This is a genomic window from Pseudonocardia endophytica, assembly GCF_004339565.1.
Classification (GTDB): Bacteria; Actinomycetota; Actinomycetes; order Mycobacteriales; family Pseudonocardiaceae; genus Pseudonocardia; species Pseudonocardia endophytica.
Genome location: NZ_SMFZ01000001.1, coordinates 3373185 through 3399767 on the forward strand (window position 1 = coordinate 3373185; position 26583 = coordinate 3399767).

Below are 26583 nucleotides of genomic sequence, written 5' to 3' on the forward strand. Positions count from 1 at the left end.
GCGAGGAGGTCCGTCATGCGCGCTCGGTACCCGGACGTCGAGGCCACCCTGGAGCGGGACGGGGTGACGATCCGCTACGAGGTCCACGGCACCGGCGGGCCCGCGCTGCTGCTGCCGTCGTCGATGCCACTGGTGCAGGCCCGGCAGTGGAAGGCGCAGGTCCCGTTCCTGGCCCGGTGCTTCCGGGTGATCGTGGTGGACAGCAGGGGCAACGGGGGCAGCGGACGTCCGCGCGGGCCGGAGTCGTACACGATGGACCAGCTGGTCGCCGACCTCGTCGCCGTCCTGGACGCGACGGGCACGGCGCGGGCCGTCGCCGTCGGACTCTCCGCGGGCGGGCGCCAGGTGCTGGAGCTCGCCGCGGCGCACCCGGACCGGGTCGCCGGAGTGGTGGCGATCGCCCCGACGATGATCTTCGACGTGCCGGGCTACGACGACGTCCGCGACTCCTACGAGGGCGAGCAGAAGATCAACCGGCACTACATCGCGAAGGAGTACGCCGACTTCGCGGCGTTCTTCCTCGGCGCCTGCTACTCCGACCCGCACTCGATCAAGCCGTGGGAGGACGCGGTCTCCTGGGCCGCAGGCACCACGCCGGAGGTACTGATCGACTTCTTCGACGGGCTCGGCCGCCCGACGATCGACGAGGCGCGGGAGACCTGCTCACGCGTCCGCTGCCCGGTACTCGTGCTGCACGGCGACGACGACCTCATGGTGCCGGTATCGCTGGGCGAGCAGGTCGCCGAGTGGACCGGGGGCACGTTCGTCCGGCTCCGCGGCGCGGGCCACGTCCCGACCGGTCGCGACCCGGTCCGGACCAACCTGCTGATCCGCGACTTCGCGGACACCGTGACCGGGCGGGTCCGCGCACCCCGGTCCTGGACGCCCGCCCGGAACCGGCCCCGGCGGGCGTTGTTCCTCTCCTCGCCGATCGGGCTCGGGCACGCCCGGCGCGACCTCGCGATCGCCGACGAGCTGCGCGCGCTGCGCCCGGACGTCGAGATCGAGTGGCTCGCACAGCACCCGGTCACCGAGGTGCTCGCCGCGCGTGGTGAGCGGATCCACCCGGCGTCGCGGTGGCTGGCCAGCGAGTCCGGGCACGTCGAGTCCGAGTGCGGCGAGCACGACCTCAACGTGTTCGAGGCGGTCCGCTCGATGGACGAGATCCTCGTGGCGAACTTCCACGTCCTCGACGAGATCGCCCGGACCGAGCACCACGACCTCTTGGTCGGCGACGAGGCATGGGACCTCGACCACCACCTGCACGAGAACCCCGAGCTGAAGCGCAGCGCGTACGCGTGGTTGACCGACTTCGTCGGCGTCCTGCCGATGCCGGACGCGCCCGACCGGGAGGCCGGGCTGACGGCCGACCAGAACGCCCAGATGATCGAGCAGGTCGAGCGGTACCCGCGGCTGCGCGACGCCGCGCTGTTCGTCGGTGACCTCGACGACGTCGTGCCGGACGCGTTCGGCCCCGGCCTCCCGTCCATCCGCGACTGGACGGCGGACCACTACGCGTTCCCCGGCTACGTCACCGGCTTCACCCCGATCGCCGACGCCGACCGGGCGGGCATCCGCGAGGAGCTGGGGTGGGCGGACGGCGAACCGGTCTGCCTCCTCACGGCCGGCGGGACGGGTGTCGGCCTGCCCCTGCTGCGACGCGTGCTGGAGGCGGTGCCGCTGGCCGCGCGCCGGGTGGACGGGCTGCGCACCGTCGTCGTCACCGGTCCGCGGATCGACCCGGCCACGCTGCCGCCGACGCCCGGAGTCGAGGTGCACGGGTGGGTGCCGGACCTGTACCGGCGCCTGGCGGCCTGCGATCTCGGGATCACGCACGGCGGGCTGACCACCACGATGGAGCTCACCGCGAACCGGCGACCGTTCCTCTACGTACCGCTGCGCAGGCACTTCGAGCAGAACCTGCACGTTCCGCACCGGCTCGCGCGCCACCGGGCCGGACGCCGGATGGACTGGGACGGGCTGGATCCGGACGTGCTGGCCGACGCGATCGCGTCGGAGATCGGCAGGGAGGTCGACCACGCGCCGGTCGATCCCGGGGGCGCCGCGCGCGTCGCGGTCAGGCTGGCCGAGCTGCTGTAGTGCCCGCCGCCGTCGCGAGCGACGGCATGTCGTGGTGTTCGGCGAGCGCCCGCGCGTGGTCGCGACGGTCCACCGCCGCGGCGTGCTCGCCGAGGTCGGACAGGGCGCGCGCCTGCTCGAGCGCTCCCGCCGCCTGCCAGGGGACCCAGCGCAGCCGTTCGGCAGGCTCCAGCAGACTGCGCAGCACGACCAGGGCGCGCCGCGCCTCGCCCCTGTTCCGCCACGCCCGCGCGACCGACAGGTAGGCGTCGCCGCCGGCGAGCCACGCCGAGCCCTCCGGCGCGCGGATACCGGAGAGCAGCGCGTCCGCCTCGTCCAGCGCGTCGTCGTCCCCGGTCAGCTCGGCCAGCGGCGCGACGCAGCGCAGCAGGTAGGCCTCGGCGCCACCGCGACGGGCGGCCGCGCAGCCCTCGACGAGCAGTGCGGCCGCCTCGTCGGGCTCCCCGGTCTCGATCAGGGTCGTCGCCAGGAGCGCGTTCGCCACCGGCAGCCACCAGTCGTGCGGCGCCGCCCGGGCCGCGGCGACCGCACTCCGTCCCCGGTCGACGGCGTCGGTGTGCCGGCCGCGCAGCCGGTCCAGCCATCCGCGGTGCGCGGCCAGCCAGGGATCCATCGACCGGATGCCGCTCCGCTCCCGGATCCGGATCGCCGCGTCGATCCGGCCCGCCGCCGTGTCCCAGTCGGCCGCGGCCACGGCCGGGATCGCCCCCTCGAACGCGGCCCAGCACCGGAACTCGAGCCACTCCAGACGGTCCAGGATCGGCACCAGCTCGTCGAGCACCGGCGCGAGCAGGCCGGTCTCGCCGAGGTAGGCGTGGGCCGTCTTCAGGCCGTCGAGCCCGTACGCGAGTGCCTCGTCGCTCCCGGCCGCACGGCCCGCGGCGACGGCGAGCCGCGCGAACCGCAACGCCGCCGGGAAGTCCAGCCGGTTGGCCGCCAGCACCGCGCGGCCGCCGTGGAGCTCGGCCTGCGCGCCAGGGTCGTCGAGCTCCTCGGCGATCCGGGAACCCGCCTCGAACCGGCGGACGAGCTCGTCGATCGGCAGCGCGGTGCACAGCTGGCCCGCGAACCGCCGCACGACGGCGACCTCCATCCGCCGCTCGCCGGAGGCCCGGAACGACGCCCCCGCCACCCGCAGGTCGTCGACGGCGCCCGGGTAGCGCGCCAGCACCTCGCGGACCCACGACCGGGCGAGATGGACCCGGCCGGCCAGCGCGGGATCGTTCACGCCCGCGACGGCGAGGACGGCCCGGTCCAGCAGCGATGCGGCGTCCGCGGTCGCGCACCGCCACGCGGCCCGTTCCCCCGCCGCCAGCCACGCGCTCGCGGCGCGGTGCAGGTCGCCGAGCGCCTCGGCGTGGCGGGCGAGGGACTCGGGACGGTCGGCCAGCAGCTCCACCGCGCGGCGGTGGTGTGCGATCCGGGTCGGCTCCGGCGTCGACGTGTAGAGCGCCTCGTGCAGCAGGTCGTTCGTGAACTCGTACCCGGCGCCCGCCGGGACCAGCATCCGGGCCGCGGCCGCGTGCTCGCAGAGGCGGATCGCCTCCGGTCGCGGGAGGTCGAGCAGTGCGGCGACCAGATCGGGTTCGACGGCGGCGCCGAGCACCGCTCCCGCGCGCAGCACCCGCTGCGCGTCGTCGTCGACATGGCGCAGCCGGCTCGCGACCGCACCCTGCAGCGACTCCGGGACGCCCGCCTCGCCCGCGGCCAGCGCGCGCAGCGACTCGACGACGAACAGCGTGTGTCCTCCGGTCCGCCGCAGGACGTCCTCGGCGTGCTGCGGGACGCCGGCCCTCGCCGCCAGCAGGCTCACCGCGGAGGCGGCCAGGACGGCGACGTCGACCCGGCCCGCGACCTCGCCCAGCGTGGCCAGCACGTCGGCACCCTCCTCGGAGCGGACAGTGGCCAGGACCAGCAGCCGCGCCGACGACGCCCTCCGCAGCACGTAGTGCAGGAGCTCGACGGTCGCGACGCCGGCATTGTGCAGGTCGTCGATCATCAGCAGCACCGGCTGCTCCGCGGCCAGCGACAGCAGCAACGACCGCACCGCGTCGTAGGCCCGCCTACGCCCGGCCTCCGGATCGGCGAGGTCCGCCGCCGGCTCCCCGAGCACGGCGGCGGCCTCCGGGACCAGCGCGGCGAGGGCGCCCGCACCCGTCCCGGCCAGCCGGCGAGCCCGGTCCGCGGGCAGCGACCGCAGCAGCGGGTCCAGCGCGTCGAGCACCGGCTGGAGGAACAACGACCGCTCGGCGTCGTAGCACCGGGCGCGCAGCACCCGCCCAGCCGTCTGCTCCGCGAGCCGGGCCACCGCCTCGGCGAGCGTCGTCTTGCCGATGCCCGCCTCCCCGGCCAGCAGTGCGGCGCCCGCCCGGCCGCGTGTCGCGGCCGACCACATCTCCGTCAGCTCGGCGATCTCGCCGTCGCGCCCCGGCGGGACCGGACGCCGCACCGGTTCCGACGAGGGCGGCGCCGCCCGGGCGGGTGTGTGCCGCAGGATCGCCAGGTAGAGCGCGTGCGTCCGCTCGTCCGGATCGACGCCCAGCGACTCGGCCAGCGCCGATCGCAGCCGCGCGTACACCGCCAGCGCCCTGTCCTGCTCCCCCGCGGAACGGTGCGCTGCCATCAGCAGGCGGTGGGCCCGCTCGTCCAGCGGGTCGGCATCGGCCGCCGCGCGAGCCGCCGCCACACCGGACGCGTGGTCCCCCACCGCCGGACCGGCCTCGGCGACGAGATGGCGGAGGTCCCGCAGCACCTCGGCCGCCTCCGCCCGGAGCGCCTCGACCCAGACGGCGTCCGGCTCGCCGGTCAGCGCCCGGCCCCCGTCGAGCAGGGCGACGCCACGGTCCGCAGCCGCGAGCGCGAGCGCGGGCGCCCCGGCACGCAGGTGCCGTCCGGAGTCGGTGGCGAGCGCCCGCGCCTCGACGACGTCGACCCGCACGGCGGGCGGCCCACCGATCCGGTACCCGGCCCGGCCGCCGGTCACGACCTCCGGTCCGAGCGCCGACCGCAGGCGGCTGACCAGCGTCGCGATGTTGTCCGACGGGCTGGCGGGCGGCCGGTCGGGCCAGAGGTCCTCGACCAGGTCACCGGCGACGACCGAGCCGCTCGCCGCCGCGAGCCGGGCCAGCAGCAGCCGGGCCTTGCGCCCGGGGATCGCGACCTCGGTCCCGCCGCGGGTCACGGCCATGGCGCCGCACAGCCGGATGAGGATCCCGTCCACGGGGCCCTCCCGTCAGCGTGACCCCCACGACAACGTGCGGAACAGGCTAGACCCACCCAGACGGACCTGACCAGGACTCGCGGTACGGACCGGACGTCTCAGACGGACTCGCCGGCGCGCGCGAGCACGGTGCGGGCCATCGTCAGGTGGACGGCGTCGACCATCTCGCCGTTCACCAGCCCGACGCCGGACTCCCCCGCCGTCAGGATCTCGCGGGCGTGCGCGACCTCGTCGTCGGTCGGGGTGAACACCTCGTGCGCGACCTCGACCTGGATCGGGTGCAGGCACACCTTGCCGCGGAAGCCCAGGTCCAGCGCCTGCCGGGCGTCCGTACGGAACGCGTCGGCGTCCTTGACGGCCGTGACGACCTGGTCCAGCGACGTGACGCCGTGCAGCGCCGCGAACAGCGCGACCCGGCTGCGCGCGTAGAGCACCTCCGTCCCGCCGGTGGTGCGCCGCCCGCCGATCGACGCGGCGAAGTCCTCCGCTCCGAAGTAGACACCGTCCGGCCCGGCGGCCAGCAGCTCCCTGGCGTCGGCGATGCCGCGCACGCTCTCCAGTCCGACGACGACGCGCGCGTCGCCTCCGAGAGCCCCGCGCAGGTCGGCGAGCTGGTCGGGCGCCTCGTACATCGGGAGCACCGCGCCGTCGACGTGCCCGCCGGCGAGCAGACCCACCACGGTCCGGACGTCCTCGTCGTGCCACGGGGTGCCGGGCGCGTTGATCCGCAGCAGCACCGTTCCCGCGCCCGGCCGCTCGGCCGTCAGGGTCTCGGCCGCCGTCACCCGAGCGGAGTCCTTGTCGCCGGGCGCGACGGCGTCCTCCAGGTCGAGCACGACGACGTCCGGCCGGCTCCGCCCCACCTTGGCCACCATGTCGGGGCGGGTGGCGGGGACGAACAGCAGGCTGCGCGCGACGAGTGCGGTCATGCCCCGATCTTCTCCGATGGGACGGTCAGCGGCGGGTGAGGGCGGCGACATCGATGTGGACGGGATGCCCGGTCACGTCAAGGTCGACGCTGCCGGTGGCCTCGGCGACGAGCTCGTAGTCACCGTCGACCAGGAGGTACGCCGTGAGCGTTATTGGATCGTCGAGGTCGACGATCCAATACTGCGGGATCCCGGCGTCGGCGTACTCGGAGAACTTCGTCACCCGATCCACGCGGCGGGATCCCTCGGAGAGGATCTCCACGGCCAGCTGAACGTCCGCGGCCGGGTACCGGTGCGGGTTGCCGTCCACCAACGCTGTCGGCACGACGACGACGTCCGGGACACGGATCGTCAGCGGCTGCTCGGTCAGCAGAACCTCGACCTCGTGCACCGCGCTGAACGTGGTCGGCACCCCGGCTTCCACATCGTTCGCCAGGTAACGCTCGGCTCTCTGGTGCAGGCCGTAGGGCTGCGCCGCGATCACCAGGATCCCTTCCATCACCTCGAGCCGGAGATCCTCGGCCTCGCGCAGGGCATCCCATTCCTCGATCGTGATCTGGTGTCGCGGCCACGACAGGGCTTCCGTCATCGCGTGCCTCCCTTCCGTCCCTGAGATGGTGGCACGGGGCACCGACACTTCCGGGGACGTCAGGCCGGGCGCTTGTGCATCAACCCCGTGCGCCGGACCGTGCAGACCAGCTCGTCGCGCTGGTTGTAGGCGTGGTGGGAGAACACGGCGATCCCGGCGTCCGGGCGGCTCTTCGACTCGCGCACCTCGATCACCTCGGTCTGGACCCGGACGGTGTCCCCGTGGAAGACCGGCTTCGGGAACGTCGCCCCGTCCAGGCCCAGCTGCGCGACGATCGTGCCCAGCGTCAGCTCCGGCACCGACAGGCCGACCACCAGCGCCAGCGTGAACATCGAGTTCACGAGCGGCTTCCCGAACTCGGAGCGCGACGCGTAGTCGTGGTCCAGGTGCAACGGCGCCGGGTTCATCGTCATCGTCGTGAACAGGACGTTGTCCGTCTCGGTCACGGTCCGGCGGGTCGCGTGCTCGACGGTCGTCCCGACCTCGAGCTGCTCGAACCACAGGCCTGCCATCAGGCTCCCTTCACGACGGCGGTGACCGCGTCCAGGGCGGCCGGGTCCTCCATGGCGGACGTGTCGCCGCTCGGCTCCCCGTGCACGACGACGTCGCGCAGCAGCCGCCGCATCGTCTTGCCGGTGCGCGTCTTGGGCATCGCCGACGTCACGTGGATCGCCGCCAGCCGCGCGTACCCGCCGATCTCCGCCGTCACCCGGGTGTCCACCTCGGACCGGACGGCCGTCTCGTCGGCGCCGCCGGCCAGCGTCACGAACGCGATCGGGACGGTGCCCTTCGTCGCGTCCGGCACGCCGACAACGGCCGCCTCGACGACGCCCGGGTGCGCGGTCACCACAGCCTCGATCTCCATCGTCGAGATCCGGTGCGCCGCAACGTTGATCACGTCGTCGGCGCGGCCGAGCACCCAGAGGTGACCGTCGTGGTCGAGCACGGCCTCGTCGTTCGTCGCGTACTTGCCGGGATAGCGGGAGAAATAGGTCTCGATGTAGCGGGCGTGGTCGTCCCACACGGTGCGCGCCAGCGTCGGGAACGCCGCGGTGAGCACGAGGTGCCCCTTCACCCCTGGCGGGACCGGCTTGCCGTCCTCGTCGAGGATCTCGAACGCGTGCCCGGGGACCGGCGTGCCGACCGACCCGGCCTTGAGGTCCTCGGCGCCGTACACCGGGTAGGTCCAGGTGGAGCCGGTCTCGGTCTGGCCGTAGGCGTTCACCACCGGCACGTCGAAGGTCTCGGTGGCCCAGGCGAAGGTGTCGCCGTCCAGCGGCTCGCCCTGCGCGGTGATCAGCTTGAGCCCCAACGGGTGCGCGGCCGCCAGGTCGTCGCCGAACTTGCGCAGCATGCGGATCAGGGTCGGTGCACAGAGGACCTTCGTGACCGCGTGCTTCTCGCAGATCTCGTAGAACCTCGCCGTGGTCGGGGTGTCCAGCGCGCCCTCGAAGCAGCAGATCGTCATGCCGCCTGCCAGCCCGCCGACGACGGCCTGGATCGGGAACGTCAGCCACCCGACGTCCGCGGCGACCCAGTACACGTCTCCCGGCTCGTAGCCCACCTGCCACTGCGCGTTCGCCCAGGTCCCGAGCAGGAACCCGCCGACGGAGTGCACGACGCCCTTGGGCCGCGACTCGGTGCCGGACGTGAAGATCAGGAACGACGGCTCGTTCGGGTCCAGCGGCACGGCGTCGATCCCGGCCGCGCCGGACTCGCACACGTCGGCGTAGCGGTGCTCGCCGTCCTGCAGCGGCACGTCGTTCCCGGTCCGGTCGACCACCACGACGGCCTCGACGGACGGTGTGCGCGAACGCGCCCCGCGGAGCGTGGACAGCAGCTCGATCGGCTTGCCGCGCCGGTAGATCGCGTCCGCGACGACGACCACCTTCGCCCGCGCGGCCTCGATCCGGGACGCGACGGCGTCCTCGCCGAAGCCGGAGAACAGCACGGTGTAGATCGCGCCGATCCGGTTGCAGGCGTGGATCGCGGTGAACGCCTCGACGAGGTTCGGCATGTAGATCGCGACGACGTCGCCCTTCGCCACGCCGAGCCCGGCCAGACCCGCGGCCAGACGGTTCACCTCGACGGCGAGGTCGGCGTAGGTCAGCGTGCGCGTGTCACCCGGCTCGCCCTCCCACACGACGGCGGCGCGCTCGGCCGTGCGCGGGTTCTCCGCCCAGCGGTCCACGCAGTTGTCCGCGACGTTGATCTTCCCGCCCTCGAAGAACCGGAAGTCGTCGATCTCGCCGGAGCGCACCGACGTCCACGGCTGCGACCAGCGCATCTGCTGCGCGACCCATTCCCAGTACCGGTCCGGGTGGTCGAACGCGCGGGCCGCGGCGAGCGCCTCGACGCGCTCCGGGACCTTCCACTCCGTCCGCAATGGACTCAGAGGAGCGTCGAGCAGTGCGGAGAGGCTGTCGTCCGTGTTGCCTTCGGACATCGGTGTCCTCCTCGGGGGTTCAGACGGGGCTGATCGGATGGTGCCGACGACCGGGGTCACGGGTCCAGCGGTCGGCGTCGCGGATCCGGGCGACGAGCTCGGAGCGGAGGTCGGAGAACTCGACGACGGCGTCGACGACGAGGTCGGACCCCATCCGCAGCAGGTTGATGTCGGCCTGCTGCTCGACCGTGCGGGCGGCGACGAACGCGGCGCGCTCCTCCTCGTCGGAGATCGCGGCGATCTTGTTGGCATACACCGCGTTCACCGACGCCTGCGGGCCCATCGGGCCGATCGTCGCGGTGGGGAGCGCGAGCGTGGCGCGCGGCTCGAAGCCGGGCGCGCACATCGCGTAGAAGCCCGCCGCGTACGCCTTGCGGAGCACGACGGTGAACTTCGGGACCTCGGCCGACGCCATCGCGGTGATCATCTTGGCGCCGTGCCGGATGATCCCCTGCCGCTCCACGCCGACGCCGACCATGAAGCCCGGCACGTCCTGCAGGAACAGCAGCGGGACGTTGAACGCGTCGCAGAGGGAGACGAAGCGGGTCGCCTTGTCCGCGGAGTCGACGAAGATCGCTCCACTGCGGACCTTCGGCTGGTTGGCCACGATCCCGACCACGCGCCCGTCGAGCCGGGCCAGCCCGGTGACCATCTCCTCCGCCCAGCGCGCCTTGATCTCGAAGAACGATCCGCCGTCGACGAACCGGTCGATCACGTCCCGGACCTCGTAGGACGCGTTCGGGTCCTCCGGGATCAGACCCTCCCAGTCCTCGCGCTCGGGCAGCCGCGGCGGCGCCCACGCCGGGGGCGAGCGGAAGTCGTCGGGCAGGTAGGACAGCAGCAGGCGGGCGGCCGCGACGGCCTCCCAGTCCTCGTCGAACACCTCGTCGCCGCATCCGGAGACGGTGGCGTGCATCATCGCGCCGCCCATCTCCTCCAACGTGGTCTTCTCGCCGGTCGTCTTCTCCGCGACGCGCGGGCTGGCGAGGTACATCGAGGCGTTGCCGTCGACCATGCCGACCCAGTCGCAGAACGCGGGCATGTACGCGCCGCCCGCCGCGCTCGGCCCGTGCAGGCAGCAGATCTGCGGGACCCGCCCGGACAGCTTGACCTGCAGGTTGAAGATCGCGGAGGCGCCGCGGCGGCCGGGGAAGAAGCCCATCTGGTCGGTGAGCCGTCCGCCGGCGGAGTCCACCAGGTAGACGACCGGCAGCAGGTCGCGGTCCGCCCGCTCCAGTATGCGGATCTGCTTCTCACACGTCAGCTCGCCCCACGAGCCGGCCTTGACCGTGAAGTCGTGGGCGATCACGGCGACCGGGCGGCCCTCGACGCGCCCGACCCCGGTGATCACGCCGTCGGCGGGCAGCCCCTGGTCGATCGCCGAGGCCAGCAGCCCGTCCTCGACGAACGTGCCCGGGTCGAACAGCACGGCCAGCCGGTCGCGGACCGGCATCTTGTCCGGCCAGCGCGACGGGTCGCCGCCCGCACGGGCGCGGTCAGCGGCGGCGCTGACGTCGGCCGCGGTCGGCGGGCCCTTCAGCTCCGTGGGTGCCTCGCTCACGGGGTCATCCCCTTGGTCATGATCTCGAGCTGGATCTCGTCGGTGCCGCCACCGATGCGCAGCACGCGGACGTCGCGGTAGTGCCGGGCGACGGCGGACTCGTCCAGGAACCCGGCGCCGCCGAAGAGCTGCACCGCGTCGTCGGCGACCCGGTTGGCCATGACCGCCGACAGGTACTTGGCCCGAGCGACCGACCGCGACGCCTCCGGGTGACCGGTGTCGAGGCGCACCGCGGCCTGGTAGGTGACCAGGCGGGCGGCCTCCAGCTCGATCTCCATCGTCGCCGTCCGGTGCCGGATGGTCTGCAGCGCGGACAGCGGCGCGCCGAACGCCTCCCGCTCCGCCACGTAGCGCCGGGACAGCTCCAGGCACTCGGCAGCGTGCCCGATCCCCATGCCGGCCAGCGCGATCCGTTCCAGCTCGAAGCCGTCCATGATCTGGTAGAAGCCGCGGCCCTCGGCGCCGACGACGTCGTCCCGGGACACCTCGACACCGTCCAGGACGACCTCGCGGGTGTCCGACGAGTGCCAGCCCATCTTCTTCAGCGGCGTCGAGAACGACAGGCCGGGCGTGTCCGCCGATACCGCGAACAGCGTGATACCCCGGTGGCCGGGCTCTCCGGTGCGGGCCCCGACGACGATCACGTCGGCCAGCCCGGCGTTCGTGATGAACATCTTGCGGCCGTCGAGCACCCAGCCGTCGTCGGAGGTCCGGGCGCGGCTGGTGATGCCCGCGACGTCGGATCCGGTACCGGGCTCGGTCACGGCGATCGCGGCGACCGCCTCACCGGACGCGATGGCGGCGAGCCAGCGCTGCTTCTGCGCGTCGCTGCCGTAGCGGACCAGGTGGGTGCCGGCCATGTACGCGCTGACCAGCGGGCTGATCGCGATCCCGCCGCTGGCGCGGGCCAGTTCCTCGGAGAGCAGCGCGACGGCGAGGCTGTCGCCCTCGCTGCCACCGAACTCGTCCGGTGTGCACAGCCCGAGGATGCCCGCGTCGCCGAACTGCTTCCACAGCTCGGCCGGGAACGTGCCGGACGACTCGGCGTCGTCGACGAGCGGGCGCACCTGCTTGTCCACGAATGCGCGGCAGGTCGCGGCGAAGTCCGCGTGTGCCTCGTCGAGCTCCCACGACGATCCGTCGCTCATGGCCTCTCCCTCGTTGGACTCCCGACCGACCGGGCGGTCGGCTACAGTCAATCGAGCGGGTCGTGACCGTGTCAACCGTCCGGTCGGCACGGCTACGGTTGATCCGGCCCTGACCGGACGAGGAGGCGTGGATGACCGTGTCCGAGCGCGATGCCGCGCCGTCGCGCGCCGACCAGCAACGTCATCGGATGCTCACGGTCTCGGCGGAGATCTTCAGCCGTCGTGGGTTCCGGGCCACGTCGATGAACGAGATCGCGGCGGCGGTGGGTCTGTCCAAGCCGACGCTCTACCACTACTTCTCCTCCAAGGAGGAGATGCTCGTCCGCCTGTACTCGGACGTGCTGGACGAGAGCCTGGGCCTGGCCCGCGAGGTCGTCGACACCGCGGCGACGCCGCTGGACGCCGTCCGGGAGCTGATCAGCTCCCGGGTCGCGTACACGTGCCGCAACCAGGACCTGCTCAAGGTCTGCTTCGAGGAGGAGCACGAGCTGCCCGCCGAGCTGGCCGAGCAGCTGCTGCGCCGTCGTCGCGCCTACGAGGACGTGTTCCTCACCGCGCTCGAACGCCACCTGGGCGCGAACCCGTCGGTGGATCTGGGCATGCCGCCGAAGGTCTGGGTGAACATGTGCCTGGGCGCCGCGAACTGGACGTACAAGTGGTACCGCCCGTCCGGGCCGGACTCGCCCGAACAGCTCGGAGAGCGCATCGCCGCAGGTCTGACGGCCGGCATCAGGGCATGAGCGCGGTCGGACCCCGCGTACGCGACGAGGGACGGTCCGGGTCGCCCGGTCAGTTCCGCTCGCACGCGTAGGTCGACGGCACCTCCGGCCCGTGGTCGACGACCGCGAAGTCGTCGACGGTCAGCCCGGCGAACGACCGCGCGTCGATCCCGAGGTCGGCCCACTTCGCCGTCGCGTTCCGGTCGGCGGCGAACGTCAGAGCGATCTCGCCGCCGTCGGACAGGTACATGCCGTAGGTCTGCAGCGTCCGCAGCACGACCTGCTGGGCCGGGTTGTACGACGACAGGTCGAGGTCCGGGCGCAGCCGGAAGTGCACCCCGTACGGCGGCGCGTCCGGGTCGGCGTTCTCCGGGCCGCCCGCGTGTGTGGCGGGCGGGACGTAGACGCCCGCCTTCATCCGGTCGTTGGGCAGGACGAACCGGAGCGCGTGGTCGATCCGGCCGGACGCCACCTCGTCGGCGGTCGGGGTCAGCGCGGCGATCGGGAATCCGGCCGCGTCGGCGCTCGTGCACTGCGGTCCGCGCAGCAGGTCGTCGTAGGTGCGGTCGAGATCCCAGACGAAGAACCCCTTGGCGGTGATCCGCTCGCCGTCGCCGGTGCCCTGGTAGATCTCGTACAGCCGCCGCTGACCGGGGTCGGCGACCAGCAGGTGGCAGTCCTCGTTCGCCGCATCGCAGGTCAGGTCGTCGGAGCCCTCGAGGTGCGCGCCGCCGGGCACCGGGATCTCGGCGGGCACCGGGTCGCAGTCCGGGCCGCCGTCGCAGTAGTTCTCCGCCCCGACGACCGTCTGCCGCGGCGTCGCCGGGTCCGCCGTCAGGACCGGCATCGCGAAGTCGACCTGGAACACGTTCCCGTTCCCCCAGCCGCCCGACGCGTTCAGCGCGGCCAGTACGGCGGCGCTGCGGTCCGAGGCGGGCGCTCCGGACACGTCCACGGTCCACGGCTGTGATCCGGCGAACAGTCCGGCACCCGCGGCGGGTGCCCCGGTCGACGGAGCCGCGGGCGCGGGTGCCGGGCCGCCGCACGCCGCGAGGGCGACGACGGACAGACCGGACACCGCCGCCCAGATCGTTCTCCGCACGATGATCGTGCTCGGCCGGGCCCCCGGCGGCGTTACCGGACCGGGTGACGGCCCGCCGTTGCCATGTGCAATCTTCGTGGTCGTGGCCGACCCCGCACCCACCCCGTCCGGCACGGACGTCGGGCCCCTCACCACGCCCGACCAGGACGTGGTGCCCCCGGAGGTCGCCGGACCGCCGTCCCGGCACGCCAAGGGACTCGCCGCGTGGACCGCCCCGGTGCACCGCGACGGGCTCGCCCTCGTGCTCTCCTCCGGCCTGTCGTCGGCCGTCGGGCTCGGGTACTGGGTGCTCGTGGCCCGGCTGTTCTCGCCGACCGAGGCGGGCATCAACTCGGCGGCGCTGGCGACGCTGAACATGCTCGGTGGCATCGCGCACCTGAACATGCAGAACGCGTTGCTGCGGTTCGTCCCGGTCGCGGGCCCCCGGTCGACGCGGCTGGTGACGCTCGGCTACACCGCCGCCGTCATCTCCGCCGCGATCATCGGCACCGTCTTCGCCCTCGGGGCGCCGTGGTGGGCACCGGAGATGGTGGGCGTCGCCGGCCTGGGCGCCCTGGTCGTGTTCTTCGCCGTCGGCACGCCACTGATGGCGATGTTCGACGTCCAGGACAACCTGCTGACCGGGCTGCGCAAGGCGATGATCGTGCCCGTCGAGAACCTCGTGTTCTCGCTGCTCAAGGTCGGCCTGCTGGTCGTCGCGGCGGTCGTCGCGATCCCCGGTGGGATCAGCCTGTCCTGGATCGTCGCAACGGCCCTCGCGGTCGTCGCCGTCAATGCCTGGGTGTTCGGCAGGGTCCTGCCGAAGCACTCGGCGACGACGAAGCAGACCGAGGACGTCACGGTCGGCGCGATCGCGCGGTTCGCCGGGACGGACTACGCCGGGTCGATCTTCTGGCAGGCCGCGATCTACGGTCTGCCGCTGCTCATCCTCGCCCGGCTCGACGCACCGGAGGCGGCGACCTACCAGATCGTCTGGACCATGACGATGGCGATCTACCTGGTGGCGACGGGCATGACCCAGTCGATGGTGGCGCACGCGGCGACCGATCCGGCGAGCGCCGACGAGGCCCGCCGCGCCACGACGAAGCGCGTGCTGATCCTGACCGTCCCTGCGGTCGCCGTGCTCACGCTCGGCGCGCACCCGATCCTCGCCATCTTCGGCGAGCACTACTCGGCGACCGGTACCGGCGCGCTCGTGTTCGCCGCGCTGTCCGCGCTGCCGAACGTCGTGACGGCCTCCGCGCTGGCCGCGGCCCGGGTGCAGCGGCGGATGCGGGTGCTGCTCGGCGTGCCGGCCTCGATCGCGGTCATCGTGATCGGGATGTCGTGGATCGTGGCGCCGTTCTGGGGCCTGACCGGGATCGGCGTGTCCTGGCTGGTCGGGCAGTCGGTGGTGGCGGCGGCGCTGCTGGTCCACGGCAGGCTCCGGCACGGGAACGCCCTCGCGGCGGCGCCGACCCGCACCGCCCCGGTCGACGCCGAGACGGTGCGGATCGAGCGGCCCTGACCTACCCGAGCAGCGGCTTCACGCGCGTGCCGAAGTCGTGCACGCCCTGCTCGAAGTCGTCGAACGTGAACATCATTCCCTTGACGCCGGGCATCGTCGCGACCTGGTCGATCTGGCGCGCGACCGTCTCGTAGGACCCGACGAGCGTGGCCATGTTGAAGTTGACCGCACCCTCCGGCAGGTTGATCGTCCGCGCGGTGCCCGCGCTGTCCGCGGACTCGTCCTTGCCGCCCTCGTCGGCCATGTAGCCGAGCGCGCCGGCGTCCGCACCCGCCTGGTAGGAGTCCCACTTCGCGCGGGCCTCCTCGTCGGTCTCGGCCATGATCGCCATGAACAGCGGCAGCGACCCGACGTCGCGGCCGGTGCTCTGGGCGGCCGCCGCCAGCCGGGACGTCGACTCCCGGTAGACCTCCGGGTCGTTCACGCCGGGCGAGAGGATGAAGTTGTAGTCGCCGAGCTCGGCGACCATGCGCATCCCGCGGTCGGACTGGCCGGCGCACACGATGTCCACGTGGCCGGTCGGCTGCGGGGAGAGCACGCAGTCGTCCATCGTGAAGTACTGCCCCTTGAGGTCGGAGCGGCCCTTCTCGAAGAGGTCACGCAGGATCTGCACGTACTCCGTGGAGTACTCGTAGCGGTAGCCGAAGTAGTCGTCGCCGGGCCACAGGCCCATCTGCTCGTACTCACCCTTCGCCCACCCGGAGACGATGTTGATCCCGAACCGGCCGGGTGCGATCTGGTCGATCGTGGTGGCCATCCGGGCGACCAGCGCGGGCGGCAGCGTCAGCACGGCCGTCGACGCGTAGAGCTTGATCCGGTCGGTGACCGCGGCCAGGCCCGCCATCAGCGTGAACGACTCCAGCGCGTGGTCCCAGAACTCGACCTTCCCGCCGAACCCGCGCAGCTTGACCATGGACAGCGCGAACGCGAATCCCTGGCGCTCGGCCTCCTGCACCACGTTCTTGTTCAGCTCCCAGGTCCCCATGTACTGAGGGGAGTTCTCCGAGATCAACCAGCCGTTGTTGGCGATGGGGATGAAGACACCGAAGTCCACTGGGCTTCCTCTCAGCTCGTGCGCAGTACGGGGGCGATTTCACGGGCGATCAGGTCGAGCGAGGCGAGCGCGTCGTGTACCGGCATCCCCGCCCACTCGGTGCGCAGGACGAAGTGGTTCACGCCGAGCTCGTCACGCCACGGCAGAAGTGCCGCAAGGCAGTCCTCGGGGGATCCGACCACGAACCGGTCCTCGGCGAGCTCGTCGTAACCGGTACGGAACGACTCGTTTCCGGGCAGGACACGGTCCTGCCCCCAGTCGGCGTAGACGGCGTACTTCCCGGCCAGGTGCGGGCGGGCGAGCTCGACCGCCCGCTCCCGCGTCGGCGCGCAGTACACCTCCCGCATCAGCGGCAGCTCGCGCAGCGGTCCCCGGCCCGCGGCGGCGCGCTCGGCGTGGAACAGGTCGAGCTGACGGCGGATCGTCGACGTCGTGGCGTGCGGGCTGATCATCCACGTGTCGGCGAGGCGCGCGGCACGACGGACCGCCGCGTCCGCGTGGGCCGCCATCCAGACCGGCGGCTGCGCGATCGGGCGCATCTCGGCCTGGACGCCGTCCAGGCGGGTCCACGGCAGGTCGGCGTGCACCTTCTCGCCGCGCCACAGCTCCTGCACGATCCGCAGGTTCTCGGTGAAGCGGCGGAGCTTCTCCTCCGGCGGGATGCCGAACGCGGCGTACTCGACCTCGCGGTAGCCCAGACCGATCCCGAACACCGACCGGCCGCGGCAGATCACGTCGAGGCTCGCGTACGCCTCGGCGGTGTCGACCGGGTTGTGCAGCGCGAGCAGGTGGATGCCGGTGCCGACGGTCATGTCCCCGGCCTCGGCGGCGACCCGGGCCAGCCACGGCAACGGCTGGATGTGCGCGTAGGTCTCGGAGAGGTGGTGCTGGCCGCCGAACACGGAGTCCAGACCGCCGTCACGCGCGGCCCTGACCAGCGAGAGCTGCTCGTCCAGCATCGCCAGCGGGTCGGTGCCCGCTGGCCGTTGGTGGGTCAGGAACAGCCCGACCCGCACGTCATCCGGCACGACAGGCCTCCGCGAAGTGCGATGCCGGCCGGTCGTCCCCGAGCGCGAGCACGGCGTCGCGGACACGGGCCGCGGTGGCGTCGTCGGCGACCCGGCCGATCGTGCCGCGGAACTTCTCCTCGATCTCCGCGTTCGTCAGCGGACGCTCCTCGTGGCCGCGGTTGACCTGCTCGCGGTGGGTGAGCACGCGCCCGTCGGACAGCTCGAACTCGACAGCACCGGAGTAGGCGGCCGGGAACGCGCTGTCCGGGTCCTCGCGCACGGTCACCTTCTGCGCCAGCGCCCTGATCTCCTCGTCGGCCAGCGCGTCGTCCTCCAGCTCGGCCAGCGTGAACCGGCCGCGCACGAGCGACGCCGCGACCGTGAAGGGCAGGCTGAACTTGGCGTCGTACTCGTCGCGCGGGGCCCACTTCGCCTCCGGCGGCTCGCTGACGACCTTCCCCGGCACCGGGTGGATCGCCGCCCGCACCGCGACCACATCGGACGGACGGATGCCGTGCTCGGCGCGCAGGGCGAGCGTCGCGTCGGCGAACGCGTGGTTGAAGTGGCAGATCGGGTAGGGCTTGACGGCCGTGCGCATCAGCTCCCACGTCGTGCCCAGGTCCGCGGCGACGGCCTCCGGGTGCGTCTCGCGCCCGGACAGGTGCGACGCGTAGAGCCCGAACCGTCCTTCGTAGACGGCAGGCGGCCCGCTCCAGCCGGCCTTCGCGAAGCTCGCCGCCGTCAGGCCGGACATCGCCGCCCAGCCCGGGTGCAGCCGCTTCGTCCACGAGCCGTCCTCGAGGAACTCCAGCAGCCCGGCCGACATCGAGCCGACGACGCCCTGGGCCGCGGCGATGCCGTGCGCGTCCAGCCCGGTGATCTTCCCGGCGGCCGCGGCGGAACCGAACGCACCGGCGACGGCCGTCGGGTGGAAGCCGACGTCGTGGAAGCCGCCCGCGCCGCCGATCCCGACGCGCGCCGACACCTCGACACCGAGCACGTACGCGAGCAGCAGGTCGGCCGTGCTCGCGCCGGCCGCGACGGCGGCGGACAGCGCGGCGGGCAGCGCGGCGGCGCTCACGTGCGTGACGGCCGGGATGTGCGTGTCGTCGAAGTCCATCCCGTGGATCAGCACACCGTTCAGCACGGCGGCGTCGCGCGGGCTGAGCCGGTCGGGCATGCCGAGCACCGGGTGCTGCCCGCCGCCGAACGCGGACAGCGCCTCCAGGGCGACGGCCGGGAACGCGTACCCGGTCGACGCCCATGCGAGCCCGACGGCGTCGAGCACCAGGTGGCGGGCGCGTTCGAGGACGTCGGCGGGCACGTCGCCGATCTCGGTGCGGGCCACGAACTCGCCCACCTGGCCGGCCAGGGACGTGCGCGTCGGGCTCTCGATCGTCACGGGTCCTCCTCGACAGTGATGCGGAACATACGTCAGACGTTTAGCGACCGGTAGGGGCGCAGGTGATCTGCTCGGCCACCGGCGGCATCCGTCGGTGATGGGTGGTGCGCTGCTGGAACCAGGCGGCGACGGCGAGCGCCACGCCCTCCCGGTGCGGCGGCACGATCAGCTGCGCCGACGTGGGGCACCCGTCCGGCGCGATGCCGGTCGGGACGGCGAGCCCCGGCGCGCCGGTGAGGTTGCCGAGCATCGTGGAGCGCGACTGCGCGGCGTACAGCGGGTACTCGACACCGTCGACGTCCACCGTGCAGTCCGGCAGGCGAGGCGCCGTGGCAGGCGTCGTCGGTACGACGGCGAGGTCGGCACCCCGGAACAGAGCGTCCAGTTCGGACTGCAGCTCGGCGCGGAACTGCATCGCGCGCAACAGGTCCGCCGCCGGCGTCGTGATGCCCTGGCTGATCCGCCGGACGGTCACCGGGTCGTAGTCGCCCCAGTGCTCGGCGTCGTGGCGATGCAGCGACGCGGCCTCGGCGAACACGAGCTGGTAGCCGATCGGCAACGCGGCCGCGGCCGACGGGATCTCCCCCGGCACGACCGTCGCACCACCGCGTTCCAGCTCGGCGACCAGCTCCGCGACGCCATCGGCCACCGCGGAGTCGCAGAGTCCGGTCAGGTACCCGCCGGGCACGGCCACCCGCAGGCCGGTGAGGTCGGAGGGCACGCCGGGCGGCGCGAACGGCGGGAGCTCGCCGATCCGCACGTCGCGGGAGTCCGGGCCGCGCACGAGCGACAGCAACAGCGCGACGTCGCGGGCACTGCGGGCGATCGGCCCGACCGTCTCGGTCGTCCAGGACAGCGGTTCGACGCCGGTGCGCGGGATCGTCCCGGCCGTCGGCTTCAGCCCGGTCAGCCCGGACCACGCGGACGGCAGCCGGACCGACCCGCCGACGTCGGTACCGATGCCGAACGGCACGACCCGCGCCGCGACGGCGGCCGCCGTTCCGCTGGACGACCCGCCCGCCCAGCGCTCCGGGTCCCACGCGTTCCGGCAGGCGCCGAACCGGCGCGGGTGCGGGCCGCCGACGGCGAACTCGGTGGTCGCGTCCTTGGCGATCGGGATCGCACCGGCCGCCTCCAGGCGTGCGACGACCGTCGCGGACTCCGTGGCGGGCCGGTCACCGCGACGGAACGACGCGCACGTGGTCGGCACGCCGGCCACGTCGATCACGTCCTTGACCGTGAACGGCACGCCCTCCAGCGGGCGGGCCGAGCCGTCGGCCCAGCGTCGGTCGGACTCGGCCGCTCGTTCGCGGGCGAGGTCGGCCAGCACCGTGATCGTGCAGTTGAGGATCTCGTGCGCGGCGGCGAGCCGGGCCAGCGCGGTGTCGACCACATCGGACGGTCGAGCTGATCCGGCACGGTAGGCGGCGAGCAGATCGGTCGCGCCCAGCTCGTGGGGTGGCCGGTCCGCGGTGGCTCGCCCGTGATCCTCGTGACCTTCCCGGCGCCCGTCGCTCGCACGACCTTCCGGAACGTCCGTGCCGGACGGGGCGGCCTGGCGACCGTCGAGGGCGGTCACGCCGTTCCACGAACCGGGCCTCCCGGCCCACGCACGTGTCCACAGATCACCGCGGGCCGGATCGGCGCCCGCCGGATCCACCGGGCGGGCACGCAGCGCGGCGGCCGCCTCCTCCGCGCCGACGACGGCTGCGTGCATGTCGGCGACCTGCGCATCGTCGAGCGTGAATCCGAGCCGTGCGGCCTGCGCGGCCAGCACGGCCGGGTCCGGGACGCTCACCCGATGCTCGCCGTGCCGCCGAGCAGCGCCTTCGCGACGACGCCGCGCAGCACGTCGTTCGTGCCCTCGCCGATCGACATCAGCGGCGCGTCCCGGTACAGCCGCTCGACCTCGAACTCCGTCGAGTACCCGTAGCCGCCGTGGATGCGCATCGCGTCGGTCGCGCAGTCCAGCGCCGCCTCCGAGGCGAAGATCTTCGCCATCCCGGACTCGGTGTCCATCCGCACGCCGTCGTCCATGCGGGACGCCGCCCAGTACGTCATCAGCCGCGCGGCCTGCAGCTTCACCGCGATCTCGGCCAGGCGCAGCTGGACGGCCTGGAACTCGCCGATCGCCTGCCCGAACGCCGTGCGGTCACGCGCGTAGGACAACGCCTCGTCGTAGGCCCGCTGGGCGATCCCGACGCTGCGGGCGGCGATGTTGATCCGCCCGGTCTCCAATGAGGACAGTGCCTGCTGCAGGCCCCTGCCCTCGACACCGCCGAGCAGCTGGGACTCCGGCACCCGCACACCGTCGAGCACGACCTCGCACGACTCGGTGCCCTTGTAGCCGAGCTTGCCGATGTCCTGGGTGACCGTGAAGCCGGGTGTGTCCGCCGGGACCAGCAGGATGCTCATCCCCTTGTGCGCAGGCTCGGCCTTCGGATCCGTCTTCACCAGCACCGGCAGCGGGTCGGCGTAGCGCGCGTTGGTGATCCACATCTTGGTGCCGTCGACGACGTAGTCGTCCCCGTCGCGACGGGCCGTGGTGCGGATGCCCTGCAGGTCGGTGCCCGCTCCCGGCTCGGTCAGCGCGATCCCGGTCCGGCGTTCCCCGCTCGCCAGCGCAGGCAGGTAGCGCTGCTTCTGCTCGTCCGTGCCGTGCCGTGCGAGCATCCAGCAGCTCACCGAGTGGCTGCCGAGGATGCCGGCGATGCCCATCCAACCCCGCGAGATCTCCTCGAACGTCAGCGCGAACGAGACGGTGTCCGCGGCCAGCCCGCCGTACTCCTCCGGCACGGCGAGGCCGAACAGCCCGAGCCGCTTCATCCCCTCGACGATCTCCGTCGGGTAGCGGCCGGAGTGTTCCCACTCCTTCGCGACCGGCACGATCTCCTTGTCGACGAACGCGCGCAGCGTGTCCCGGTACATCTTCTGCTCGTCGGACAGCTGGAAGTCCATCACTTCTCCCCGAGTGCGCCGGTCGCGCGCAGGGCGGCGATCCGGTCGTCGTCGTAGCCGAGGTCGCGCAGGACCTCGTCGGTGTGCTCGCCCATCCCCGGTGCGGGCCGGGTGGGGGCGCGGTCGTCGCCGGGCGGGCCGACGCGCACGGGCGAGCGCAGGCTCCGCACCTCGCCGAACTCGTCGTGCGGCACGGACGCGATCAGGTCCCGCGCGACGGTGTGCGGGTCGGTCAGCGCGCCGTCCACCTCGTTGATCGGCGCGCACGGGATCGACGCGGCGTAGAGCGGGTCCAGCCACTCGGCGACCGTGCGTTCCTTGAAGATCCCCTCCAGGATCGGCAGGAGCGCGTCCCGGTTCCGGTCGCGGTCGGCGAACGTCGCGAACCGCTCCTCCTCCAGCTCGGGGCGGCCGACGTGCGCGACCAGGCGATGCCAGAACTTCTCCTTCGGGCAGGCCACGATCAGCCAGCCGTCGGCGGCCTCGAACGCCTGGAACGGGATCAACGACGGGTGCGCCGAGTGCCGCGTGCGTGCCGGCTCGTAGCCGGCCGTCATGTGCCAGGTGGCCGGGTAGGTCAGCAGGCTGACGGCCGTGTCGTACAGACTGACGTCGCAGTCGGTGCCGACGCCGTCGCGCCGCGCCGCGTGCACGGCGCCGAGCAGCGACAGTGCCGCCGCGTACCCGCCGGAGTAGTCCACGAGGGACAGCCCCGTCTTCTGCGGCGGCCCGCCCGGCTCCCCGGTCAGCGACATCCAGCCGGCCAGCGCCTGCAGCACGTAGTCGTAGCCGGGCTCGCGCGAGCGCGGGCCGGTCATGCCGAACCCGGTCAGCGAGCAGCAGACGATCCGCGGGTTGATCTCGCGGAGGTCCGTGTACCGGATGCCGAGCTTCTCCGGGACGTCGCCGCGCAGGTTCGAGTAGACGGCGTCCGCGTCGCGCACGAGGTCGTGGAACACCTCGCGCCCCTCGGGATGCCGGATGTCCAGCGTGATCGAGCGCTTGTCCCGGTTGAACGACTGGAAGAACAGCGAGTCCCCGTCCGCCGCGTACGGCGGAACGCTGCGGCCGACGTCGCCGCCGACCGTCGGGTCCTCGATCTTGAGGATCTGCGCGCCGAGCTCGGCCAGGTGCATCGTGCCGAACGGGCCGGCGCCGTACTGCTCCAGCGAGACGATCCGGATGTCCTCGAGCGGCCGCATCAGTCCACCGTCAGCGGCGTCGCGGCCTGCGGGAACAGGTTCTCCACCGCGCCCTGCCTGTGCACGTAGAACGCCCGCTTGAACGACAGCACCTCGACGGCGTCCTGGTTCAGCGTCCGCGTCTTGATCGACACGATGCCCGCCGTCGGCCGGGACCCGGACTCCCGCTTGCCGGTCACGATCGACTCGGACCAGATCGTGTCCCCGACGAACACCGGCGCGGTCAGGCGCAGCTCGTCCACACCGAGGTTCGCGAACGCGTTCTGGGACGTGTCGGTGACCGACTGGCCCATCGCGATCGCGATCGTCAGCGGCGAGACGACGAGCATCCGGCCGAACTCCGACGCCTCGCCGACCTGCGCGTTGAAGTGCGCCTGGTTCGTGTTCATGGTCAGCAGCGTGAACCAGGTGTTGTCCGCCTCGGAGATCGTTCGCCCGAGCGGGTGCTGGTAGACGTCACCGATCTCGAAGTCCTCGAAGAACCGTCCCTGCCAGCCCGTGCGGACCGTCATCCCGCGTCACTCTCCCTCGTTCGTCTCGTTCGCGACGCTAAACGTCTGACATTTCCGCGTCAACGGACGTCACCCGCGCTCGATGTCCTCCAGGCGCCGGTTCGTCGTGCGCTCGGCGAACAGGCGCATGACGAGCCCGAGCAGCAGCGCCGCGATCGCCAGGTAGACGTAGACCGCGACGACACCCGCGCCCGAGTAGATCGCCGCGACCAGGAACCCGCCGAGAACGCCGGCCAGCCGCCCGGACCCGTTGGCCACGCCGGACCCGAGTCCCCGCAGGTGCAGCGGGAACACCTCGGCGATGTAGGTGTAGAGCACGGCGACGCCGGTCTGCATCAGCATCGCGGCCAGGAACCCGAACACGGCGATCGCGACCGGGTTCTCCACCATGCCGAACACCAGCAGGAACACGGCGACCGCGATCTGCACGACGAACAGCACCGAGCGGCGCTCGAACCGGTCCGCGACCGGCATCGCGAGCAGCGCGCCGGGCACCGCGGCGATCGCCAGGATCGACGAGAACGTCAGGCTCTCCGCCGTCGTGTACCCGCGCTCGACCAGCAGCGTCGGGACCCACGAGCTGAACCCGTAGAACGAGAGGATCAGGAACACGCAGGCGCCGGACGCGACGAGCGTGCGCCGCCCGGTGGCGCCGCGCAGCAGCTCGGACAGGTTGCCCCGCTCGACCGGCTTCTCGCGCACCGGCGCCGGCAGCGGCTGCCCGGTGATCCGTACGGCGTCGGCCTCCATGCGTTCGACGAGTGCGACGTGCCGTGGGTCGGACGCGCGGTCGTGCGCGGCGCACCAGCGCACGGACTCCGGCAGCACGCGCATCGCGATGACGGCGCCGACGATCCCGAGGCCGCCGACGACGAAGATCCAGCGCCACGCGTCGGGGCCCAGCGGCACGACGGCGCGGGCCACCCACGCCGCGATCGGCACGCCGGCCAGGCCGATCGCGAGCAGCAGCGCCTGGTAGCGGCCGCGCAGGGCGCGCGGGAACATCTCGCTCACCCAGACCAGCAGGATGCCGGTCGTCGCCTGCAGGCCGAAGCCGGTGAGCACCCGCAGCGCACCGAGCGTCCAGCCCTCCGGCGCGAGCGCGCTGAGCAGCGAGAACGCCGAGTACCAGAACACGGCGGCGATCAGGATCGGCCGTCGTCCGAACCGGTCGGCGAGCCGCCCGCCGACGATCGCGCCGGCGAACATGCCCACGAATCCGGCCGAGGTGATCGCGCCGACGGCGCCGATCGACAGCCCCCACTCGGCCCGCAGGGCCGGTGCGGCATACGCGAACGTGTTCAGGTCGACGAGGTCGAACACGAACAGGAAACCGAGCAGCCCGAGCCAGCGCCGGTGCACCGACGTGATCACCGGGATGCGGTCCAGTCGGGCGGCCAGGTCCGGTCCGGTCGTCTGGGTACCGGGCGGCGGGACGGTCGCGGACATGCCTCTGCGCTCCTCACCGAGCAGCAAGTGCTCCCCCATGTGCCGCCGGCGGCAGTGTCGGCGGTCACTCGACCGTAAATGTCTGATGATTCATCGGCAAGGGCGGCAACCCTTCCGGAATACGGCGGATCCAGACGTCCGACATTTGACGGGATGCGGGTACGCTGCCGAGGCCCACGACCACGCGGAGTGCGTACATGACGTCCAGCCAGGACTCCGGCACGACCGGCACCGCCGGTTCCGGCGAGCCCGTCACCCCGGACCCCATCGCCGGAGAACCCTCCGCGCCGGTCGCCCGGCTCCGGGTCCAGCGCGTGCGGCCCGCCTACCGCCAGGTGGCCGACGACCTGCGCGGGCAGATCATGCGCGGCGCCGTGGGCGCGGGCGAGCGGCTACCCAGCGAGACGGAGCTCGGGAGCGCGTTCGGGGTCAGCCGCAGCACGGTCCGTGAGGCGTTGCGGGTACTGGCCAGCCAGCACCTGATCGAGACGCGGCGCGGGGTGCGCGGCGGGTCGTTCGTCGCCGCACCGGACCCGGCGCGGATCGTCGAGGACATCGGCGGCGCGCTCGGCGTCCTCGTCACGACGCCGCACCTGCGCATGGAGGACCTGCTCGAAGCGCGGCTGCTGCTCGAACCGGCCGCCGCCCGGCTCGCCGCCCAGCGTGCGGACGACGAGACCGTCGAGGCCGTCCGGTCCGCGGCGCTCGCTCCGGAGGACCCGGACGACCCGAGCGGTTTCGTGCCGCACCTGGACTTCCACACCACCGTGCTGATGGCCACCGGGAACACGATGTTCACGATGATGGGCCAGCCGGTGCACGACGTGCTGCGCACCCGGCTCGACCGCGACCGCGTCGCGCGCGAGGAGTGGGCGGCCGTCGACGAGTGCCACCGGGACATCGCCGAGCACATCGCGGCCGGCGCGGACACCGCGGCCGAGGAGGCCATGCGCGAGCACCTGCTCGCGCTGCGCGAGCTGTACCGCAGGGCCGGACGCTTCGGCGACAGCGAGGCCTGAGGGGCCGACCCCAGGGGTCAGGCCGTACCGGAGAGCGCCCTGCGCGCGTCGTCGACCGCGACGACGTCGGCGTACTTCGCGTCCAGGTCGGCGAGGTTCGCGTCGTGCAGCGCGGTCGTCCGGTCCGCGCACGCGTCGCCGACGACCATGGGCCGCAGCCCGTGTGCGATCGCGTCGGTCGCGCTGGCCCGCACACACCCGGACGTCGAGACGCCGCAGACGACGAGCGTGTCCACACCGGACACGGCGAGCGTCGCGGCCAGCGAGGTGCCGGAGAACGCGGACGCGTACTGCTTGGCCACCACCGGCTCGCCGGGCGCCGGCTTCAACGGCGCCGCGATCTCGCCCCAGCCGCCCGGCGCGTCCTCGGCGAACGCGGCCAGCGCGGGCACCTTGCGCACGAACAGGCCGCCGTCGGCCAGCCCGGACGTGTAGCGCACGACCGTCCACACGACCGGCGCCCCGCCGTCGCGCGCGGCGTCCACCAGCGACACGCAGTTCTCGAGGGCGGGACCGGGCGCCGGCAGCGCGAACGGGCCGTCGGGTTCGGTGTAGGCGCGCACCATGTCGATCACGACGAGGGCCGGGCGCTCACCCCAGCCGAGCCGGTGTGCGAACGACGTGCCGTGCGGGTTCGGTGCGGCGCTCACGCACGC

The 26583-nt window shown here is 72.9% G+C and carries 21 protein-coding genes; 4 read left to right on the forward strand and 17 right to left on the reverse strand.

Annotated elements, in window-relative coordinates; genetic code table 11:
• The first annotated feature begins 15 nt into the window (after positions 1 to 15).
• Entirely contained in the window at positions 16 to 2100 is a 2085-nt protein-coding gene (locus EV378_RS15580) for an alpha/beta fold hydrolase (protein ID WP_132425741.1), read from the forward strand.
• Here EV378_RS15580 and EV378_RS15585 read toward each other — a convergent pair.
• The 7 genes from EV378_RS15585 to EV378_RS15615 form a co-directional block, all read right to left on the reverse strand.
• Positions 2078 to 5320: an ATP-binding protein gene (locus EV378_RS15585; RefSeq protein ID WP_132425743.1), complete on the reverse strand. Its 3243-nt coding sequence runs from the start codon at positions 5318 to 5320 to the stop codon at positions 2078 to 2080. The genes EV378_RS15580 and EV378_RS15585 overlap by 23 nt on opposite strands.
• A 98-nt stretch (positions 5321 to 5418) precedes the next feature.
• Complete coding sequence (locus EV378_RS15590) at positions 5419 to 6249, reverse strand: HpcH/HpaI aldolase/citrate lyase family protein (protein WP_132425746.1); 831 nt, start codon at positions 6247 to 6249, stop codon at positions 5419 to 5421.
• A 25-nt stretch (positions 6250 to 6274) separates the two neighbouring features.
• Positions 6275 to 6838, reverse strand: coding sequence for a Uma2 family endonuclease (locus tag EV378_RS15595; RefSeq protein ID WP_132425748.1), 564 nt, complete (start codon positions 6836 to 6838; stop codon positions 6275 to 6277).
• 59 nt (positions 6839 to 6897) lie between these two features.
• The gene (locus EV378_RS15600) at positions 6898 to 7350 is read right to left on the reverse strand and encodes a MaoC family dehydratase (protein WP_132425751.1); all 453 of its coding nucleotides are present in this window, start codon (positions 7348 to 7350) and stop codon (positions 6898 to 6900) included.
• Positions 7350 to 9284 carry an AMP-binding protein gene (locus EV378_RS15605; protein ID WP_132425754.1) on the reverse strand — a complete coding sequence of 645 codons (1935 nt, stop codon included), beginning with the start codon at positions 9282 to 9284 and terminating at the stop codon, positions 7350 to 7352. The genes EV378_RS15600 and EV378_RS15605 overlap by 1 nt, the downstream gene beginning before the upstream one ends.
• A 19-nt stretch (positions 9285 to 9303) precedes the next feature.
• Entirely contained in the window at positions 9304 to 10845 is a 1542-nt protein-coding gene (locus EV378_RS15610; RefSeq protein WP_207908681.1) for an acyl-CoA carboxylase subunit beta, read from the reverse strand.
• The gene (locus EV378_RS15615; protein ID WP_132425757.1) at positions 10842 to 11993 is read right to left on the reverse strand and encodes an acyl-CoA dehydrogenase family protein; all 1152 of its coding nucleotides are present in this window, start codon (positions 11991 to 11993) and stop codon (positions 10842 to 10844) included. Before EV378_RS15615 ends, EV378_RS15610 begins: the two co-directional genes overlap by 4 nt.
• Positions 11994 to 12124: 131 nt before the next feature.
• Between EV378_RS15615 and EV378_RS15620 the strand changes: the two genes are divergently transcribed.
• Positions 12125 to 12733: a TetR/AcrR family transcriptional regulator gene (locus tag EV378_RS15620; protein ID WP_132425760.1), complete on the forward strand. Its 609-nt coding sequence runs from the start codon at positions 12125 to 12127 to the stop codon at positions 12731 to 12733.
• Positions 12734 to 12782: 49 nt separating this feature from the next.
• On the opposite strand, the gene EV378_RS15625 is transcribed toward EV378_RS15620, so the two are convergent.
• Entirely contained in the window at positions 12783 to 13814 is a 1032-nt protein-coding gene (locus tag EV378_RS15625) for a hypothetical protein (protein WP_132425763.1), read from the reverse strand.
• An 82-nt stretch (positions 13815 to 13896) separates the two neighbouring features.
• Between EV378_RS15625 and EV378_RS15630 the strand changes: the two genes are divergently transcribed.
• Entirely contained in the window at positions 13897 to 15321 is a 1425-nt protein-coding gene (locus EV378_RS15630; protein ID WP_132425766.1) for a lipopolysaccharide biosynthesis protein, read from the forward strand.
• Between the two features lies 1 nt (position 15322).
• Here EV378_RS15630 and rutA read toward each other — a convergent pair whose 3' ends face one another.
• The 8 genes from rutA to EV378_RS15670 form a co-directional block, all read right to left on the reverse strand.
• A complete protein-coding gene (gene rutA / locus EV378_RS15635; protein WP_132425769.1) occupies positions 15323 to 16375 on the reverse strand; it encodes a pyrimidine utilization protein A in 1053 nt (350 codons plus the stop codon).
• Positions 16376 to 16386: 11 nt separating this feature from the next.
• The gene (locus EV378_RS15640) at positions 16387 to 17403 is read right to left on the reverse strand and encodes an LLM class flavin-dependent oxidoreductase (RefSeq protein WP_132425772.1); all 1017 of its coding nucleotides are present in this window, start codon (positions 17401 to 17403) and stop codon (positions 16387 to 16389) included.
• Entirely contained in the window at positions 17393 to 18787 is a 1395-nt protein-coding gene (locus EV378_RS15645; RefSeq protein WP_132425775.1) for an MmgE/PrpD family protein, read from the reverse strand. Before EV378_RS15645 ends, EV378_RS15640 begins: the two co-directional genes overlap by 11 nt.
• Positions 18788 to 18827: 40 nt before the next feature.
• Entirely contained in the window at positions 18828 to 20585 is a 1758-nt protein-coding gene (locus tag EV378_RS15650; protein ID WP_243653479.1) for an amidase, read from the reverse strand.
• Positions 20582 to 21745 (reverse strand): acyl-CoA dehydrogenase family protein, encoded by a 1164-nt coding sequence (locus EV378_RS15655; protein ID WP_132425778.1) that lies wholly within the window; start codon positions 21743 to 21745, stop codon positions 20582 to 20584. The genes EV378_RS15650 and EV378_RS15655 overlap by 4 nt, the downstream gene beginning before the upstream one ends.
• Positions 21745 to 22947: a CaiB/BaiF CoA transferase family protein gene (locus EV378_RS15660; protein ID WP_132425781.1), complete on the reverse strand. Its 1203-nt coding sequence runs from the start codon at positions 22945 to 22947 to the stop codon at positions 21745 to 21747. Before EV378_RS15660 ends, EV378_RS15655 begins: the two co-directional genes overlap by 1 nt.
• Positions 22947 to 23459 (reverse strand): MaoC family dehydratase, encoded by a 513-nt coding sequence (locus EV378_RS15665; RefSeq protein ID WP_132425784.1) that lies wholly within the window; start codon positions 23457 to 23459, stop codon positions 22947 to 22949. The genes EV378_RS15660 and EV378_RS15665 overlap by 1 nt, the downstream gene beginning before the upstream one ends.
• A 69-nt stretch (positions 23460 to 23528) precedes the next feature.
• Positions 23529 to 24908: an MFS transporter gene (locus EV378_RS15670; protein ID WP_132425787.1), complete on the reverse strand. Its 1380-nt coding sequence runs from the start codon at positions 24906 to 24908 to the stop codon at positions 23529 to 23531.
• Between the two features lie 197 nt (positions 24909 to 25105).
• On the opposite strand from EV378_RS15670, the gene EV378_RS15675 reads away from it, so the two are divergent.
• A complete protein-coding gene (locus EV378_RS15675) occupies positions 25106 to 25927 on the forward strand; it encodes a FadR/GntR family transcriptional regulator (RefSeq protein ID WP_132425790.1) in 822 nt (273 codons plus the stop codon).
• A 17-nt stretch (positions 25928 to 25944) separates the two neighbouring features.
• Here the strand turns inward: EV378_RS15675 and EV378_RS15680 are convergent, their stop codons facing one another.
• A complete protein-coding gene (locus EV378_RS15680; protein WP_243653480.1) occupies positions 25945 to 26577 on the reverse strand; it encodes an isochorismatase family protein in 633 nt (210 codons plus the stop codon).
• Between the last annotated feature and the right edge of the window lie 6 nt (positions 26578 to 26583).

Bases quoted from the DNA above. Each gene is read 5' to 3' on its own strand.
- EV378_RS15580 (WP_132425741.1), top strand. From the start codon at position 16: ATGCGCGCTCGGTACCCGGACGTCGAGGCCACCCTGGAGCGGGACGGG.
- EV378_RS15590 (WP_132425746.1), bottom strand. From the start codon at position 6,249: ATGACCGCACTCGTCGCGCGCAGCCTGCTGTTCGTCCCCGCCACCCGC.
- EV378_RS15595 (WP_132425748.1), bottom strand. From the start codon at position 6,838: ATGACGGAAGCCCTGTCGTGGCCGCGACACCAGATCACGATCGAGGAA.
- EV378_RS15600 (WP_132425751.1), bottom strand. From the start codon at position 7,350: ATGGCAGGCCTGTGGTTCGAGCAGCTCGAGGTCGGGACGACCGTCGAG.
- EV378_RS15605 (WP_132425754.1), bottom strand. From the start codon at position 9,284: ATGTCCGAAGGCAACACGGACGACAGCCTCTCCGCACTGCTCGACGCT.
- EV378_RS15615 (WP_132425757.1), bottom strand. From the start codon at position 11,993: ATGAGCGACGGATCGTCGTGGGAGCTCGACGAGGCACACGCGGACTTC.
- EV378_RS15620 (WP_132425760.1), top strand. From the start codon at position 12,125: ATGACCGTGTCCGAGCGCGATGCCGCGCCGTCGCGCGCCGACCAGCAA.
- EV378_RS15655 (WP_132425778.1), bottom strand. From the start codon at position 21,745: ATGGACTTCCAGCTGTCCGACGAGCAGAAGATGTACCGGGACACGCTG.
- EV378_RS15660 (WP_132425781.1), bottom strand. From the start codon at position 22,947: ATGCGGCCGCTCGAGGACATCCGGATCGTCTCGCTGGAGCAGTACGGC.
- EV378_RS15665 (WP_132425784.1), bottom strand. From the start codon at position 23,459: ATGACGGTCCGCACGGGCTGGCAGGGACGGTTCTTCGAGGACTTCGAG.
- EV378_RS15670 (WP_132425787.1), bottom strand. From the start codon at position 24,908: ATGTCCGCGACCGTCCCGCCGCCCGGTACCCAGACGACCGGACCGGAC.
- EV378_RS15675 (WP_132425790.1), top strand. From the start codon at position 25,106: ATGACGTCCAGCCAGGACTCCGGCACGACCGGCACCGCCGGTTCCGGC.